The 17,666-nt window shown below is 39.7% G+C and carries 12 protein-coding genes; 6 read left to right on the forward strand and 6 right to left on the reverse strand.

Features of this window, described 5'->3' with window-relative positions; all coding sequences use genetic code 11:
- Nucleotides 1–159 precede the first annotated feature (159 nt).
- From BACFIN_RS17515 to BACFIN_RS17500, 4 genes are all read left to right on the forward strand, one after another.
- Nucleotides 160–1,365, forward strand: coding sequence for a DUF4925 domain-containing protein (locus BACFIN_RS17515; RefSeq protein ID WP_007748453.1), 1,206 nt, complete (start codon nt 160–162; stop codon nt 1,363–1,365).
- A 29-nt stretch (nt 1,366–1,394) separates the two neighbouring features.
- Nucleotides 1,395–2,711, forward strand: a complete 1,317-nt coding sequence (locus tag BACFIN_RS17510; protein ID WP_007748455.1) for a DUF4925 domain-containing protein — start codon at nt 1,395–1,397, stop codon at nt 2,709–2,711.
- Between the two features lie 5 nt (nt 2,712–2,716).
- On the forward strand, nt 2,717–5,566 hold the full coding sequence (locus BACFIN_RS17505) for a TonB-dependent receptor (RefSeq protein WP_007748457.1): 2,850 nt from the start codon (nt 2,717–2,719) through the stop codon (nt 5,564–5,566).
- Nucleotides 5,567–5,702: 136 nt separating this feature from the next.
- Entirely contained in the window at nt 5,703–6,383 is a 681-nt protein-coding gene (locus BACFIN_RS17500; RefSeq protein WP_007748459.1) for a hypothetical protein, read from the forward strand.
- Between the two features lie 131 nt (nt 6,384–6,514).
- Here BACFIN_RS17500 and BACFIN_RS17495 read toward each other — a convergent pair whose 3' ends face one another.
- The 6 genes from BACFIN_RS17495 to BACFIN_RS17470 all read right to left on the reverse strand — a co-directional run bounded on the left by BACFIN_RS17495 (nt 6,515) and on the right by BACFIN_RS17470 (nt 15,493).
- Nucleotides 6,515–7,708 carry a BT_3987 domain-containing protein gene (locus tag BACFIN_RS17495; RefSeq protein WP_230325587.1) on the reverse strand — a complete coding sequence of 398 codons (1,194 nt, stop codon included), beginning with the start codon at nt 7,706–7,708 and terminating at the stop codon, nt 6,515–6,517.
- Nucleotides 7,709–7,737: 29 nt separating this feature from the next.
- Nucleotides 7,738–8,856 carry a glycoside hydrolase family 18 gene (locus tag BACFIN_RS17490; protein ID WP_007748468.1) on the reverse strand — a complete coding sequence of 373 codons (1,119 nt, stop codon included), beginning with the start codon at nt 8,854–8,856 and terminating at the stop codon, nt 7,738–7,740.
- Between the two features lie 32 nt (nt 8,857–8,888).
- Nucleotides 8,889–10,430, reverse strand: coding sequence for a SusD/RagB family nutrient-binding outer membrane lipoprotein (locus BACFIN_RS17485; protein WP_007748475.1), 1,542 nt, complete (start codon nt 10,428–10,430; stop codon nt 8,889–8,891).
- 13 nt (nt 10,431–10,443) lie between these two features.
- The gene (locus BACFIN_RS17480; RefSeq protein WP_007748478.1) at nt 10,444–13,734 is read right to left on the reverse strand and encodes a SusC/RagA family TonB-linked outer membrane protein; all 3,291 of its coding nucleotides are present in this window, start codon (nt 13,732–13,734) and stop codon (nt 10,444–10,446) included.
- Between the two features lie 169 nt (nt 13,735–13,903).
- Nucleotides 13,904–14,884 carry a FecR family protein gene (locus BACFIN_RS17475; protein WP_022275909.1) on the reverse strand — a complete coding sequence of 327 codons (981 nt, stop codon included), beginning with the start codon at nt 14,882–14,884 and terminating at the stop codon, nt 13,904–13,906.
- Nucleotides 14,885–14,908: 24 nt separating this feature from the next.
- Entirely contained in the window at nt 14,909–15,493 is a 585-nt protein-coding gene (locus tag BACFIN_RS17470) for an RNA polymerase sigma-70 factor (RefSeq protein WP_032839127.1), read from the reverse strand.
- Between the two features lie 274 nt (nt 15,494–15,767).
- On the opposite strand from BACFIN_RS17470, the gene BACFIN_RS17465 reads away from it, so the two are divergent.
- Together BACFIN_RS17465 and BACFIN_RS17460 are read left to right on the forward strand one after the other, a co-directional pair.
- Nucleotides 15,768–16,640, forward strand: a complete 873-nt coding sequence (locus BACFIN_RS17465) for an electron transfer flavoprotein subunit beta/FixA family protein (RefSeq protein ID WP_004314244.1) — start codon at nt 15,768–15,770, stop codon at nt 16,638–16,640.
- 2 nt (nt 16,641–16,642) lie between these two features.
- The gene (locus BACFIN_RS17460) at nt 16,643–17,662 is read left to right on the forward strand and encodes an electron transfer flavoprotein subunit alpha/FixB family protein (RefSeq protein ID WP_007748503.1); all 1,020 of its coding nucleotides are present in this window, start codon (nt 16,643–16,645) and stop codon (nt 17,660–17,662) included.
- The last annotated feature ends 4 nt before the right edge of the window (nt 17,663–17,666 follow it).

The raw sequence follows: 17,666 nt of genomic DNA on the forward strand, positions 1-17,666 counted from the left end.
TATCTAATAAATAGAACATCTATTTAATATTTCATTAGATTATACAAATTAAAATAGCAAATATAGAACATTGAATCCCAAATATGGAGCTTGATAGCGAATAAACATTAAACGACCTTTGCAGAGTTTTAATTAATATTCTAATAAAACTAAAAGAGAATGAAAACTTCTAAGAAACTATTTTATGTCGCCTGTATGGCTTTACTCTTGGTTTCCTGCGAAAAAACCTACAACGACAAACTCTTTTGGCCGGGAGAAATCAGCCAGGAATATGGTTCGTATATCAAGCCATACACTTTAGACCTAACCTACAGTGGAGAGAAATTGGCTGGAAAAACAGTCAACTTTAAAACGGAAGACAGTGAGACAGGAACACTGACATTAAACGATATAATTCCGGGAGAAAACACAACTCCAATCAATGATGTGCAATTGAATGAAAGTGGAGAAAAAGATGCATATACATTTAATGGGACGAGCGTTACGGAAACAGGGGCTGAAGTTAAATATAGCGGTAAAATCACACCGAAAGCTATGCAATTGTCGCTTGAGGTGACGATGGCTCATTACGGTTCTGTTGCGAATACATACGTATTCCCCGCCTACTCACACACAACAACCGAAGAAGTAACAGTACGCAATAGTGGAGCTAGTTATGTAAACATAACAGTAAAAGAAGAAAGCGAGTCGATAAAACCGATCATCCTACAAATAAAACAGATGGCAACCAATGTTTTAGACGTACTTTTCCCTTATATATTGAAAGATTTAACGTTAGAGAGAAATGGGCTTGTTACTGCCAATTATACTACCAGTTCCATAAACTTTGATGAAATTATAGAGATTGCTAATGCAAATAAAACAGACGCAGAGTTTAAAAGCCTGCTTCGACAACGTACCTATGTTCCTTCCCCTATAGGATTAGCTTATTGGAATCAAACAGATGATAATTCATTTGTATTACAATTAAACATACCCGCCATCATCTCCCTTATCACTCAAAATAATGGACAAGAAATAGATAATCAACTCATCATCGGTATTGGCGAAGCACTTATCAAATCTGATCCAGTACGATTGAAGCTAGCATTAAGCGCTCTCAATACTGTTCTGAACAATCAAATACTGACGTATATTTTAAAGGTAGACGATGCCACTTTCACTATGCTAATGTCATGGCTAAAGAATGGTATTCCAATGGAAATCAGCCAAACAACAAAGGATCATACCTATATCTATTTCAATAAAGAAAGTCTTACACCGTTCGTCAATATCATTTCGTCATTATTGAAAATGGATTTAAAAGAAGTTACCACATTATTAGACAAAATGGAAATAGGAGTCGATCTCACTATTCAACAATAATTAATCTTAACCATCAAAAAGAAAGAACAATGAAAAAGATATCTATTTTAATGACAAGCTTCCTTGTCATAACGCTCAGTTTACTGACATCTTGTGATAATGATCATTACGGACCGGCTCCGGTAGATGTGACAGCTAATTATTCAAACAAGCTGTCAAATCCCAATCCAAACTTAATTCTTACCTATAATGGAGAAACAATGATTGGAAAATCTGTAGACTTTAGTACTGTAACCGGAGAAACAGCTATTGTTACTCTTTATGATATTTTACCGGGAGAGAAAGAATTAAAAATGGTATCCATCCCCCTTTCTGGAGATGAGGAAGGATATTCTTTTTCCGGAAATGGAATGGGAGAGAACACTTTAACCTCCTTTAGATACGAAGGGCGTGTCACAAAAGGGCAGTTAACATTAAATATATCCAATCTTCAAATGGGTAATGCTGAGTTATGGGCAAACACCTACAAACTACCTACAGTTATTAACGGTATCAAAAGGATTGTAGTGGGGGATATATGGGGAGATGAATATACATGGCAAGAAGTTGATGGACAAGTTTTAAATGCATCATGCTATTTTTATGCAGACATAGAAGCTTCAGAAAGCGGAGCCACAACTCAGACATGGGGTAATGCAATTCAAAACATTTTAAGCTATATCTTACCACAAGTTTTACAAGATATAACTTTAAGAGCAGATGGAAATATAACAGCCTCCTATTCTAATGAACCACTATCAGGACTAGATATGGAAACTATTTTTGGCTTTCTCTCAGTTCCACTGACACAAGATATGATCACTCCTCATATTGCTAATCGCAAATACATTCCATCTCCTAAAGGGTTTGCCAACTGGCATCAGAAAAATGACAAGTTTATATTAAAATTAAACTTAGCCAATATAATTTCTCAAATAGCTAGCGACAAGCATATAGATGCAAATATAATTAATGCAATCATTGATGCTATCTCTCAAATGGATCCGATGAAATTGAAAGAGCTACTAACTACCCTTAATCAAAGTCTAAACAACGACACACTTGGATTTCTGATCAATATCAATGATACCTCTTTCAAAGCACTTTTTAATTGGTTAACTACAGGAATTCCAATGCTTGTTACCTCAAAAGAGGGGCACACTCATATTTATTTAGATAAAGAAGAATTTACTCCTATAGCTAAATTACTTCCAGACTTGAGTCCATTAGTAATTAGTATGCTTCCAGAGGATATGCAAGCATTAGGAAGCATAATCTCTGCGTTTTTAGATGGAATTTCGAAAGCTTTCCTTTCGCCCCAAAAAATCGAATTTGGTTTAGAGCTTGTACAAAGCAATAAAAAATAAGAAAAATGAAAAAACTACATATCCTAACTTTATTAATTAGTCTTATTGGATTGGGGAATAGTTTTGCCCAAACCCTTAAAGGACATATATACGATGCAAAGACCAATGAACCATTGGTAGGAGCAGCCGTCACTTATAAGCTTCACGGCAATCAGGGAGTAGTATCCAACATCAACGGAGAATATGAAATCAAACTTCCAGAAGGAGGAGTTGACCTTGTTTTCAGTTATGTAGGTTATGAAGATGTGCTAATGCCTATTGTGATCAATAAACGTGAAATTGTCACCAAAGACGTCTATATGAAAGAAAGCACCAAGCTACTGGAAGAAGTAGTGGTCAGTGCAGGACGTTTTGAGCAGAAGTTGAGCGATGTTACCGTCTCTATGGATGTAGTCAAATCAGGAGATATTGCCCGCCAAGCACCGACAGATATCTCCTCTACCCTTCGTACACTTCCCGGAGTAGATATTGTAGATAAACAGCCTTCCATGCGTGGTGGTAGCGGATGGACCTACGGAGTAGGTGCACGTAGCCAAATTCTGGTAGACGGAATGAGTACACTCAACCCTAAAACCGGAGAAATAAATTGGAACACCGTACCTCTAGAAAATGTAGAACAAGTGGAAGTGATAAAAGGAGCTTCTTCGGTACTATATGGTTCGTCAGCACTGAATGGTATTATCAATATCCGTACCGCCCGTCCGGGACTAACGCCGAAAACCAGGTTCAGTGCTTACGTTGGTGTATATGGTGATGCAGAAAATGATGAATATCAATGGAGCGACAAGAGCTTTTGGAAAGAAGATAAATACGCAGTGAAACCTATCTTGCGTGGAAGCCTTCTTAGTGGTGTACGCAATCCTATTTACGAAGGATTCGACCTTTCCCACTCCCGCCGTATCGGTAATTTCGACGTTAGCGGAGGTATTAACCTCTTCACCGACGAAGGATATCGCGAACAAGGATACAACAAACGTTTCCGGATGGGTGGGAGCCTGACCTATCATCAGCCGGATATGGGTATGAAACTATTGAACTATGGATTCAATGTTGACTTCCTGTCCAACCAATATGGAGATTTCTTTATCTGGCGTTCACCGACAGAAGTATACAAGCCATCTCCTTTCACCAACATGGGACGTGAAGAAAACAACTTCCATATCGACCCGTTCATCAACTATGTGAATCCGGAGAACGGTACATCACATAAGATTAAAGGCCGCTTCTATTATAGTGCCGACAACATTATACGACCCACCAACGGAGCCTCCATTACCGATATTCTAGGGAATATGGGAACCGATGCCCAAACAATACAAAATATAGCAGGAGGTGATTACAGTTCACTTTATCCGGCATTAATTGGCATTGGTTCAGGACTTATCAATGGAAACCTGGAAGATGCAATGAATGGAATATTCACTTCATTAGGAAATATATTCCCGAATGCAACAACTGCCGACTATTGCGACTTAATCTCATGGACTATGGATCACGGGCTGCCCGCTGATTTAGACAAACTGATACAAGATGGCAAATTGCCCAGTGATCTCGTTCCTTGGCTATCTAATGTTATTAATCCGTCACGCATTAATCCGAAAACACAGACGGACAAGAATTTCGACTATTACCTCGACTACCAATTTAATAAAAAATGGAACAGTGGTGCGCAAATCACTACGGGGGTTACATTCGAACATATCCGCTATGACTCTGCTGTAATGGATGAGATATATAAAAGTGACAACATCGCCGCTTTCCTGCAATATGACCAACGTTTTTGGGATCGTCTGAGCGTATCGGCCGGTGTACGTGCCGAATACTACCGCGTAAACAACCATCACCGAGAGGCGGAAACAAAAATATTCGGAACAAAGGTCCCCTTCCGCCCTGTTTTCCGTGCCGGATTAAATTACCAATTGGCTGATTACAGTTTTATCCGTGCCAGCTTCGGACAGGGATACCGTAACCCGTCTATCAATGAAAAATACCTGCGTAAAGATATCGGTGGAGTCGGTATCTATCCTAACCTGGACATCAAACCGGAAAAGGGATTTAATGCGGAATTAGGATTCAAACAGGGATATAAAGTCGGCAATCTGCAAGGATTTGTAGACCTTGCAGGATTCTATACGCAATATAAAGACATGGTTGAATTCCAGTTCGGTTTGTTCAACAATGCCAACTATACGATGATCAACAGTATTGGCGATGCCATTCAGATGTTGTCAGACGGTAAAGGCTTTGGAATCGGTGCCCAATTTCATAATGTATCGAAAGCACAAATCTACGGTATTGAAATCTCTACAAACGGTGTATACAACTTCAATAAAAATACAAAACTATTCTATAACTTAGGATATGTATATACCGAACCTCGTGATGCTGATTATCAGGAACGCAATGCCGTAGAAGGACTTTATACCGACCCGTTACAGATGAAGGAGAAATCAAATACGGGAAAATATCTGAAATACCGTCCTAAACATAGCTTTAAAGCTACGGTAGATTTCCAGTGGAAGCGTATCAACGTAGGTGCCAACATTGCATGGAAGAGTAAAATTCTCGCAGTAGACTATTTGATGATGGACGAACGTGATAAACAGCAGAAAGATCTGATGGACTATGTACGCGGTATTCTCTTCGGCTATTCAAAAGGCGAGACACTGGCTACTTACTGGAAAAAGCACAATACGGATTATGCTACCGTCGACCTGCGTTTTGGAGTAAAAGCAACCAAAGAAGTAGCGTTCCAATTTATGGTAAATAACCTATTGAACAAAGAATACAGCTATCGTCCTATGGCGGTTGCCGCTCCACGCACTTTCGTACTGAAAATGGATGTCACTTTCTAAATGACTATTAAGATTTATAATTGATTACGAAGCGGCTGCACAATGCAGTCGTTTCCTTTTTTTGCCCTATCCGGTCACATTTAATTTATATATTAAGTATCTTTGCACCCGAAAACAGAGAAATACAACCGATAAAATGAAAAGACATATTGTACTTATTGCAATCCTATTTTACGCAGCCTTTGCACAGGCACAAGAAGTTTTTGTAAATGCTGATTTCGTCAGCAGCTATATCTGGCGTGGTATTGACAGCGGCAATGCAAGTGTGCAACCCTCACTCGGCCTCAACTGGAAAGGATTGACCGTCTATGCTTGGGGCTCCACCGAGTTCCGGGAAAAGAATAATGAAATAGACCTTTCACTAGAATATGAGTACAAAAACCTGACTCTTTACTTCAATAACTACTTTACCCAAACAGAGGATGAGCCTTTCAAATATTTCAATTACAGTTCACACTCCACCGGACATACTTTTGAAATAGGAGTCGGATATATGTTTAGCGAGAAATTTCCACTATCTATAAGCTGGTACACCACATTTGCAGGAAATGACTACCGGGAAAACGGGAAACGCGCTTGGTCCAGTTACTGTGAATTGAGTTATCCTTTCAATGTGAAGGACGTAAATCTAAGTATTGAAGCAGGCTTTACACCTTGGGAAAGTTTTTATTCCAATAAATTCAATGTAGTCAACGTTGGGTTATCCGCAACAAAAGAACTCAAAATTACATCCAATTTTTCTTTACCCATATTCGGAAAATTAATAGCTAACCCTTACGAGGAACAGGTCTATTTTGTATTCGGAATTACTCTTTAGTTTATTCATTCCTCTAATACAACTAGAAGCTAACTTAACGACCGTAAGTGGGAATATGAGATCCCAATCTTAGAAACATAAAAAGTCGCCACTTATTAACGTGACGACTTTTCTATTCATTTTACTAGGAGTTATTTATTCGGATGAGAAAAATTAATTTGTTCACTCCATTGAGGTGTTCCACCAAGAGTTACATGGTTCTGGTTAGGACTACTATCCTTCAACTCATTACCCGTTCCTTCATCACATTTCCAATAACCTATCAACCCATCAGAATCTCCGGCAACTTGACGTGACATATTGTCTTTTATCACATTCTCTGAAAGACATTTCTTCCACATACGAATCTGTGCGAATTCTACTTGTTGTTCATATCCAAAGCTTCCTATAGCAAAAGAAAGGCTTTTAAAAGTCCAGTCAATAGAATTTGCTAACGAATTATTCTTTACACCATCTTTATATACTGTAACTGTTGTACCATCATAGGTATAAGCAATATGATACCAGGTATCAGGCCACCAGAATCCAGTAGTATCAAAATGACCAGCTGAATTTTGGAATTGTAAAATAGGAATCTGTACATTAGCTCCATCAGCATAATAGCGAAGAGTTAAATCAGAGAATGTGAGCGGTTGGGAATCAGGAACAAAAATTCGTGCCCTGAAATTTTTATTTCCCAAACCTTCCCAATCTCCTGTAGGTTCCCCTGTTATATTATCTACCTTCACCCAATATTCAAAAGTCCATTGTTCCATAGGAATGGCAGTACTAAACGTCTTAACAGTTCTATTTCCTTTTTTTATTATTACAGCTTTTTGCCTATGAGGTGAGGTTAGCAAATAAAGAAGATGATTCGCGTTCCCCTTCATTTCGACCGGTCCGTCCACAGAAGTAATTCGTATAGGAATAGCATATGCCTCACCATTTGAAGAACTATACGGCTTTATAATAAGATTAACAACCGGAGCTGAAACATTACCAGCAGAGATAGTGACTGTCTTTTCAAAATTTCGATATTCTTCCGGAAGCACTAAATAGTTTGCTTCATTTTTGTTATTATACTCCTCAAGCAACTGAGGATCAATATCCAGTGTGACAGTGACATCATGATCCATAGCACGAACTAAACGAACTGTCAGCGTTTTCACAACTTCTTCATCATCTACCAACTGCGTTATTATCTGTTGATCGAATTTATTAGAAGGTGCGGCCTCCTGAATATATAATCCATTATCAATGGCCTTCATTTCCGCATCATCACAACCAAAGACTGATGCTAGAATAATTACCAATGCCACATATTTAGAAAATCTAATCATCTTCATAGTTTTCATTTTTAGTTATATTCATAGTATTAATGTTGGGCAGGATTCATCACCTGAATCACTTCACGCATAAAGAAATAGTCATTCACCGGACGGCACAAATTAAAACGATACGCTCCTACACCACCGATACGTGCATCTACTCCCGGACGATAATACATAGACATCCCCTTCAAAGAATATGTCGTCACACCGTCTCGAGTTGTAAACTGCGGTCCTCCGTCCGATTTATGTCTTTCGAAGTCTTCACACCAAACAGTTTTACGAAGAATTGCAGCTTCATCTTCTATTGATCCAAATTTAGCCAACAGTTTATTGAAACGAGTATCCAAATCAGTATCACCCGGGCTATAATATGCTTGAATCACATAGTAATCCAATAGTCCACCAGATTCTGTGTTCAAAGTCTGAGGTTCTCCATCCACCATAAGAATACGGCCTGTTCCCGATTTCGGTCCAAAATTTTTCGATAACTCATCAAGAAGAATGTGCATGCGTTCCGGATGACTGGAAATATTGCCTGGATAGCCCCAACTCGGTTCATAGTCAATATCAAAACCATCATAATCATACTTATTGACAGAATCCGCTATAACCTGTGCATATTTACGGATAGCAGCCTCAATACCCTCTGGGGAGCCATCACCATAGTGATTATTGTACGTTGAATGATTTCCGGTTGCATACCATCCCCAGTAAGCTGCCATAGCCTCTTCATAAGAGTTATATTGCACACCGTCTACTATATGGTCATTCTCCACAGAAGCAGGCGTCATACTTCTACCAATATCCATGATATGCTGGCAATACAATATCCGAGTTCCTTTCTTTTCCCTAACCTCCTTAAGATCACTTTTCTGCGCTTCTGTCAAATTGAAAGCACCGCCCCACAAAGATACTAAATCCATGGAATCGGGAATACCTCTCAATTGGTTATTCATATCGTCACCTGTACCCGACCAATCACTATACCACCCAAAACAAATAGGATGATCTGTCTTTTTATATTCCCGTAAGGCTCGATAGTAATCCTCACTATTAATATTCACCGGTTCAGTAAATTTATTCTCCATTTCAGTCCAGTCACTACATTGTACAAATACTAGTACAGCGACAGACGCAAATATGAAATATATTAGTCTTCTCATACTATAATCTTAAAATTAACCATTAATAATCTCTAATTTTTCAAGGCCCACCACAAATCGGTACCATTAGAGTCTCTCCCATCACTAAGCATAGTCACAGCAGCCTCCACATTTTCTTTATTCGTATTATACTCTGTGTCAGCAAAACGAAGACGGCGTTGCCCGCGAGCCGGTTTACAATCCGGATTTGCAGAATGTGTTGCCGGAAATATTTTCGGGAATCCCGTACGACGGAAATCCGACCAGCCATTTAAAGGATCCGGATAGAGAGCTATCCACTTTTGAGTAAGCACTCTCTCCAACATTTCCTCCGGAGTGGCACTTTTGTCCCATTTAATAGTGATAGTAGACAGATTACTATAATTGTCGGCAGAGTGATTGGGATCAACGTAATTTCCCGGTTTCGATTTATCATCATCCAAATACGCATCTACTCCGGTTACTTTAAATTCCTCAAAAGACAACCGAATTCCCTGTTCATAGAAAGTCTCTGCATCACCCTGCATATCCCAGCCTTTCAGCTCGCCTTCTGCACGTAAGAAAGCTGCTTCTGCAGCATACATCACCGGTTGCGGCAATGTTTTATCAGTCGTTATCATCAGGTTACTATAATTCTGATAATCAGAAGGATTTGGAGCTACCGAAGATCCCGAACGGACTCCTACATAATCTTCAGAAAAGCCAGCCGCTTGCTTAGTAAAATAAGCGGAACGCCGTGGGTCTTTATACCCATTCATATATGAGGTAATACAAGCATTAGCTCTCACTTCGCCCCATCCGCTCACAATAGCATAGCCATTTTCATTGATACCACTGCTAGTTGTGTCATATGAACTATCGGAAACAGACTCCAACACACCACCACGTACAGCTTCTTCAGCTTTAGCCTGAGCATAATCTGCCACTCCGGACACCCGGATAGCCATTCTAAGTTTTAATGTATTGGCAAATTTCATCCATTTTTCGCAATTTCCGCCATAAAATTGATCTACTGCTGCCAAATCCTGATTAATCCCCAATTCCGCTGCAGATTTCAATATAGCAATTACATTATCCAAATCATCGAACATGGCACGCCAGGCAGTCGGTTCATCGTCATAAGCAGCCCTTATATCACCCGATTTCACTTTAGAGTAAGGGATAGGACCTTGCAGGGAGGCCATCATCTGCATTGCATAAATACGTGTCAACTGAGCCATAGCGTAGATAACACCCTTTTTCTCCGTAGCTTCCTCAATCCTGAAGAAGTTAGGATAAATGCGTGCATATATTTTAGCCCAGGTAGCAGCGTTATGATCCTCCATCGCATTATAATAAGCAAAAAGATTTTCCCCTTTTGACCAAGTACTAGGTGCGGTGATTTGTCCGCTAAAACAAGCCCACATACAATTTATATGCTGACAGTCATTTTGCATAGGTGCTGCATATACATTAAACATTCCCGACAGCAATGTATTAGCCGGCACTTTAGAAGGCTGGTACGGATTGGTGTTGAAATCCTCAAAATTAGTAGTACATCCTGCCATCAAGCATATAACCGCACTTGCTCCAATATATTTTATTATCTTGTTCATACCTATTTACTATTTAAAACTGAAATTTGACATTAAATCCAAAGTTTCTCGTACTTGGGAGCATATATGCATCAAATCCCTGATAGAAATTAGACGCAGCCGAGGTAGTCAGTTCCGGGTCGAAAGGTGCTTTGCAATAAATCATCCACAGATTCTTTCCTACAAGTCCGACAGTCATACCTAATTTATTGGCAAACCATTTCTTCGGCAATGTATAACTCAGGCTTAATTCACCCAAACGCACGTTTGTAGCACTATATGTGTAGTAAACGGAAGCTGTTTGAATTGTCTGGAAGTAATTGCGTGCATCTATTTTGGCTTGATTAATCGGTACGCCACCCGCATCACGAACATCCGCACTAATTTTAGACACACCGGCAGCATTCAATACTGATTGCGTTTCACTTAGTACAATACCTCCAAAACGTCCGGTAAATGTCATACCTAGATTTATGCCTTTATATCCGAATCCCAAATTCCATCCCATATTCATCTTTGGCAAGATAGACCCCAAATGCGTTTCCTTATTTTCAAGGGCAAGACCTACTCCTTCCTCATTAAGGATATATCCATTGAGATCGCGTTTCAGCACTTTCTGACCATATACATCTCCCATTGAACCACCTACACGCAAAAGCAGACGGGCATCTAATTGTCCATAATGTAAAACATCCAACTCCGGCATTACGATCGGCTCTCCGGTAGCATAATTATAAGCGCCATCAGCTAATTGTTTTATTTCATTACGATTCCAAGTCAACGTATAATTAGTGTTGAAAGAGAAATCCCCCCACTTCTTATCATATCCTAAAGACATTTCAATACCTTCATTCATAATATTTCCACTTTGGATAGGAATAGATGAATATCCGGAAGAAGCAGACAAAGTTGCATGGAAAGTCTGATTGTAAGTATTGGAACGATAGTAAGTTAAGTTGAAACTGATATCATTCAGAAATCTAGCGTCTACCCCCACTTCCCATGATTTTGTGCGTTCTGGTTTCAATTTAGTATTCGGGTAAACAGAAGTCGTGTTCCAATTATGCGATGCTTCATCGTATGGATAAGTGACAGTAGTCATAAAACGATCGTAAGAATTACCTACCTCAGTATATGAACCACGAACTTTCAAAAAACTTAACCATTCCGGTGTATCAAACATACTTGTAAGAATAGCCGAAAGCCCTACCGACGGATAGAAGAATGATTTATAATCAGAGAAAGCCAATCTTGAATCCCAGTCATTACGTCCGGTTACCGTCAAATAAAGCATTGACTTCCAACCTAGTTCTGCATTCGCAAAGATAGCTCTAGTCTGATCATGCCAACCCTCTTGCTTTGGTTTCCATGCTTTATCAAAATCCAAATTATGAACAGCAAAGAAGTTATAAATCTTCAAGCCGCCTTCATATCCGATCGATTCATAACGACTGTCATTCAAAGATACACCCAAGTTTACATTCACAGACCAATCGCTAAAATTCTTATTTACTGTAGCAATGGCATCTGCATAGGTAGTCTTTGACTGAGCCCAAGTATCATGATATGTTCCTCTGTCTCCTGCAGACAGACTACCGGTAGAAGCATACGCCTTGTATGTCTTACGATTTTCATAATTGTCAATTTTCACACGACCTGTGACATCCAACCAATCAAATATTTGATATTTCAGAGAAGCATTCACCATATAACGTGTTTTCTTATTCTCACGTATCTGACGGTTTTGTACCCAATATGGATTTGCCAGTCCACTGGAAATTTCTCCGTAAGGCCAATACTGTTCCATTATACCTAAACCCTCATTGTAACGCTCAAACATACGCACATCCTCAAAATTTTCCGAACGGGGGAATCGATAAAGTCCAGGCAGTGGATTATAATAATATCCTTGAGATACCATATTTTTATCGTTCTGAAGAATATAGCTTGCACCGGCATCCAGTGTCATTTTATCTTTCAAGAAACTGGTCGTGTTGCGTACAGTGAAATTATAACGGTTATATCCACTGTTCGGCAGGATATTCGTTGTATTAGTAGTGGAAGCCGACAAATAACTCTGGTTCTTTTGATTACCGGTAGACAAAGCTACAGAGTTTATCACGTTACTACCTGTACGGAAGAAATCGCGCGGATCATAATCGCTATTCACAATCGGTCCCCAGCTATCCACATTTCCTGCCACATTTCCGTACTTACTCTGCATTTCTGGCATCATCGCCACTTTCGAGAAAGTTGTATTGTTAGATACTGTCACAGACGTCTTGTCAACAGATCCTTTTTTAGTAGTAATCAGCACTACACCCGCAGCGGCAGCATTACCATACAATGCAGCAGCGGAAGGTCCTGTCAGCATAGAGATAGACTCTATATCTTCCGGATTAATATCAGCCGCCCCATCCGTACCCGGTTGGTCAGCAAAAACGCTTTGTGAATTGCCACCATTCATCATATTATACATGGGTACACCATCAATCACATAAAGCGCCAAGTTGGAAGAAGTGATAGACTTTACACCACGCATAACAACACGGGATGCGCCACCGGTTGAATTGGAAGAATTAATGGTAACACCGGCAACCTTTCCATTCAATGAAGAAATGAAGTTAGCGTCTTTCACAGTAGTCAATTCATCCCCTTTCACCTGTTGTACATTATATGACAAAGCCTTTTCCGCACGTTTTATACCCAATGCGGTTACAACGACTTCATCCAAGACTTCAGCGTCCTGTTTTAACACAACCTGATAAAAATCTTTATTTGAAACGGCAATCATTTGAGTTGCATACCCTATATAAGATATTTTCAACTTAGATTTATCGGAAGCTTTTATCATAAAGCTTCCATTCATATCAGTTATAGTTCCCGTAGAACTACCTTCCACCGAGATATTCACGCCAATCAGTGGTTCTCCATTTTCATCAACTACCTTGCCTCTTATATTCTTCACTACAGAAGGCGCTACCGACTTTTGTTCGGTAACTATAACATAATTATCACGGATTTGATAAGTGAAACCTGTTCCTTTTAAGATTGTATCAAGCGCAGTAGTTATAAGCGCATTTTTCAAGTTCAGATTGGTAAGCTTTTTGCTTTTCAATTGAGAATCACTATAATTGATAGACATTTTAGTCTGTCTTTCCACAGATTTTAAAGCCTCAATTACAGTCATATTTTTCTGTTGGATAGTTATTTTACTATCTTTTTGCCCAAAAGCAGAGGTCTGCATCATTAATAATACTAAAAAAGTAAGAAAAACCTGTTTTTGGAGCACTCGTCCTGCTATTTCTTTATACATTTGTAGCATTTTCCTGGTATTAGTAAATTGGTTGTTAATTCTATTTTGATTGGATTGCGTTAGTAACACGCTAATATTAAGGAATTTTTCGATTTCATATCCGGAAGGAATGGCAGTTCCCTCCGGATATTTTTTTTCATGGTGTGTTAAGTTAATAATTAGACATAGGGGTTATTTTTCAATTAGTTATATAGCATTTATTGTCTTTAATCACATAGTGGATATCTCCAACTACTTGTGAAATAATTAGCATAATTTCTTCCAACGTCACATTCTTCGGGAAACGGAAACTATAAGTATTATTATTCAAACTATGGAAACTATATACAAAAGTATATGGATACTTATGTTCTAGTCTCGTGAATATATCTTCCAAATGTGCATCACTAAATACAAGTTCTCCACGTTGCCAAGCTATCACATCATCAACTTGTGATTGTTGCAAACGACTTTTTTTGGTCAGCTTGTTATAAGATAACTGCTGGTTAGGTTTCAATATAACACTTGAGATTAAATTATCATACTCCACTTTTACACTGCCCGAAACTAAAGTAGTGTACACTTCGTCATTCTCCGAATAAGTATTTACATTAAACTCAGTTCCCAAAGCCGTAACCTGAAAATCAGATCCTTTCACAATAAAGGGATGTTCCTTATCCGGCATTACCTTAAAATAGCCCTCACCTATCAGATATACACTTCTGGTTTTACCATTAAAACTTTCCGGATAAAACAAAGTACTTTTTGAATTCAACATAACGGAAGTACCATCCGGTAATGTCAGTTCATGTATTTCTGCAGTTGGTATATGGCATTCTATCAAATCACTGGAAAAATCGTCTTTCTCCAATAATAAATAGATAGAAACCGACGATACAGCCAGCAACAACACCGACGCTACCTGCCAAATACGTAATATATATTTCTTTTGCGAAGAGACAGGACGCATACCTATATTTTGTTGCATACGGCGTATAGACTGCTGCATTCCCTGAGGAACTCGCTGCTGTCCAGCTTCTTCCCAAAGAGAAGCGAGCGCTTCCATTTTTTCTTCCTTATGTTCTTCATCAGCCAACCAATGCCGGAATTGCTTTTGGACGGAAACCGGATAGTCATTCTGACTAAAAAGTTCTATCACTTGTCGAATATAATTCTTCATCATTATTTCATTATTATTTCTGCCTTATACTTTAAAGACAACTAAAATCATTATACTACTTAAGAAAGAAGAGAAAAAAACTAAAAAAAGAAGTATTTTCTTTAGGTCTATTAATGCTAGATAAATTTGGTGCTCTACCGTACGGATAGAAACACCCAATTTTTCCGCAATATCTTTATTGCTTAGTCCTTGAAATCTACTAGCCTCAAATATCATCCTCCGACGCTCAGGCATTTTTGTTAAAGCAAGCCGGAGAATCATAAGCAACTCTTTATAATAGATATCCTTTAGTGCCTGATCATCTTCTATTATTTCACAAAGTATCGCATTTTCTATAAAACTTACCTGGTACTCTTGCTCTATACGCTGATGCTTAAACATATTAAGAATAATATTCCGTGTTGTTACAAAGATATACCCATCCAATTTATCATTAGGATGTTGCCACAGTTCCGGTTGTTGCCACAGTTTACAAAAAACATCTTGAGCAACGTCTTCTGCATCTTCGTCCGATTTCAGTAACTTTCGAGCAAAGTTCTTCACTTTAGGAAAGTTAACAGTGAAGAAAGATTGAAAGTCCTTCTCCATTTGTCTTTTATCATTTTCCATAATATTACCAAATAATAGCGGGCAAAATAAACATATTAGTTGCACATAAACAATACAAAAACCCTTTTTTATCGAAAAGAACAGTGATATACATATAACTAACAGAACAAAGAAATGCTTAACAATGTACATTTTTCGCTTGGATTTCTTGTCAGAACCAAGTGTTTGAGTAAATTTGCACGCTGATAGTTAACCGGATAGTTTGGATAGCAAGAGATTACTACTTGACTACTGGCTGCTAACTTGTAGAAATACTAATACTAAAATTTATAGCATGAGTTTGAAAATTGTTGTATTGGCAAAACAAGTTCCCGACACACGTAACGTTGGGAAAGATGCCATGAAAGCCGACGGAACGATTAACCGCGCGGCACTCCCCGCCATCTTCAACCCCGAAGACCTGAATGCTCTCGAGCAAGCTCTCCGATTGAAAGATGCTCATCCAGGCTCTACCGTAACCGTTCTGACAATGGGACCGGGACGGGCAGCCGACATTATTCGTGAAGGACTTTTCCGTGGTGCAGATAACGGTTACTTATTAACTGACCGTGCTTTCGCTGGTGCAGACACACTGGCTACGTCTTACGCACTTGCCACTGCCATCCGCAAAATCGGTGAGTATGACATTATTATCGGTGGCCGTCAGGCAATCGACGGTGACACGGCACAGGTAGGTCCGCAGGTAGCAGAAAAGCTGGGATTGACGCAAATCACATACGCAGAAGAAATTCTGGAAGTAGGCGATGGTAAGATTAAGGTGAAACGTCACATCGACGGTGGTGTTGAAACTGTAGAAGGCCCGCTGCCTATCGTGATTACTGTCAACGGTTCTGCAGCTCCTTGCCGTCCGCGTAATGCTAAATTGGTTCAGAAATACAAGCATGCCAAGACTGTGACTGAAAAACAGCAAGGCAATCTTGATTATACCGACCTGTATGACAAGCGCGATTATCTGAATCTGGCAGAATGGAGCGTAGCCGACGTAAACGGTGACCTCGCACAATGCGGTCTGTCCGGTTCACCGACAAAAGTGAAAGCCATCCAGAACATCGTGTTCCAGGCTAAAGAGAGCAAAACCATCAGCGGCAGCGACCGTGACGTGGAAGACCTGATTGTTGAACTATTAGCTAACCACACCATCGGATAATCATGAATAACTTATTTGTATATTGCGAAATAGAAGAAGGTAACGTTTTAGACGTTAGTCTCGAACTTCTGACCAAAGGTCGTTCGTTAGCCAACCAGTTGAACTGTCAGCTCGAAGCAGTGGTTGCCGGAACCGGCCTCAAAGATATTGAAAAACAAATCCTTCCTTACGGAGTAGACAAACTTCACGTTTTCGATGGCGAAGGACTTTACCCTTATACTTCACTTCCTCACACAGCTATCCTGGTGAACCTTTTCAAAGAGGAACAGCCGCAAATCTGTCTGATGGGTGCTACTGTAATCGGTCGTGACCTCGGTCCGCGCGTTTCTTCTGCTTTGACCAGCGGATTGACTGCCGACTGTACTTCACTTGAAATCGGTGACCACGAAGACAAGAAAGAAGGCAAGACTTACAAGAACCTGTTGTATCAGATCCGTCCGGCTTTCGGCGGTAACATCGTTGCTACGATTGTGAACCCGGAACACCGCCCGCAGATGGCAACCGTTCGCGAAGGTGTGATGAAGAAAGAAATCCTCTCTCCGACTTATCAGGGAGAAGTGATCCGTCACGATGTGAAAAAGTACGTAGCTGATACAGACTATGTAGTGAAAGTAATCGAACGCCACGTAGAAAAGGCAAAGAACAACCTGAAAGGTTCTCCGATCATCATCGCCGGTGGATACGGTGTAGGTTCGAAAGAAAACTTCGACCTGTTGTTCGACCTCGCTAAAGAACTTCATGCAGAAGTAGGTGCCAGCCGTGCTGCTGTCGACGCAGGTTTCGCAGATCACGACCGCCAGATCGGTCAGACAGGTGTAACGGTTCGTCCGAAACTCTACATCGCTTGCGGTATCTCCGGACAGATTCAGCATATCGCCGGTATGCAGGAAAGTGGTATCATCATCTCCATCAACAACGACCCGGATGCTCCGATCAACACGATTGCCGATTACGTAATCAACGGAACTATCGAAGAAGTTGTGCCGAAGATGATTAAGTATTATAAACAAAATAGCAAGTAAGGAA

The organism is Bacteroides finegoldii DSM 17565 (assembly GCF_000156195.1).
GTDB classification, from domain to species: domain Bacteria; phylum Bacteroidota; class Bacteroidia; order Bacteroidales; family Bacteroidaceae; genus Bacteroides; species Bacteroides finegoldii.

Excerpts from the sequence above, each read along its gene's own strand:
- BACFIN_RS17500 (WP_007748459.1), top strand. The coding sequence starts at position 5,703 with ATGAAAAGACATATTGTACTTATTGCAATCCTATTTTACGCAGCCTTT.
- BACFIN_RS17510 (WP_007748455.1), top strand. The coding sequence starts at position 1,395 with ATGAAAAAGATATCTATTTTAATGACAAGCTTCCTTGTCATAACGCTC.
- BACFIN_RS17490 (WP_007748468.1), bottom strand. The coding sequence starts at position 8,856 with ATGAGAAGACTAATATATTTCATATTTGCGTCTGTCGCTGTACTAGTA.
- BACFIN_RS17465 (WP_004314244.1), top strand. The coding sequence starts at position 15,768 with ATGAGTTTGAAAATTGTTGTATTGGCAAAACAAGTTCCCGACACACGT.
- BACFIN_RS17505 (WP_007748457.1), top strand. The coding sequence starts at position 2,717 with ATGAAAAAACTACATATCCTAACTTTATTAATTAGTCTTATTGGATTG.
- BACFIN_RS17470 (WP_032839127.1), bottom strand. The coding sequence starts at position 15,493 with ATGGAAAATGATAAAAGACAAATGGAGAAGGACTTTCAATCTTTCTTC.
- BACFIN_RS17495 (WP_230325587.1), bottom strand. The coding sequence starts at position 7,708 with ATGAAGATGATTAGATTTTCTAAATATGTGGCATTGGTAATTATTCTA.
- BACFIN_RS17475 (WP_022275909.1), bottom strand. The coding sequence starts at position 14,884 with ATGAAGAATTATATTCGACAAGTGATAGAACTTTTTAGTCAGAATGAC.
- BACFIN_RS17485 (WP_007748475.1), bottom strand. The coding sequence starts at position 10,430 with ATGAACAAGATAATAAAATATATTGGAGCAAGTGCGGTTATATGCTTG.
- BACFIN_RS17515 (WP_007748453.1), top strand. The coding sequence starts at position 160 with ATGAAAACTTCTAAGAAACTATTTTATGTCGCCTGTATGGCTTTACTC.
- BACFIN_RS17460 (WP_007748503.1), top strand. The coding sequence starts at position 16,643 with ATGAATAACTTATTTGTATATTGCGAAATAGAAGAAGGTAACGTTTTA.
- BACFIN_RS17480 (WP_007748478.1), bottom strand. The coding sequence starts at position 13,734 with ATGCTACAAATGTATAAAGAAATAGCAGGACGAGTGCTCCAAAAACAG.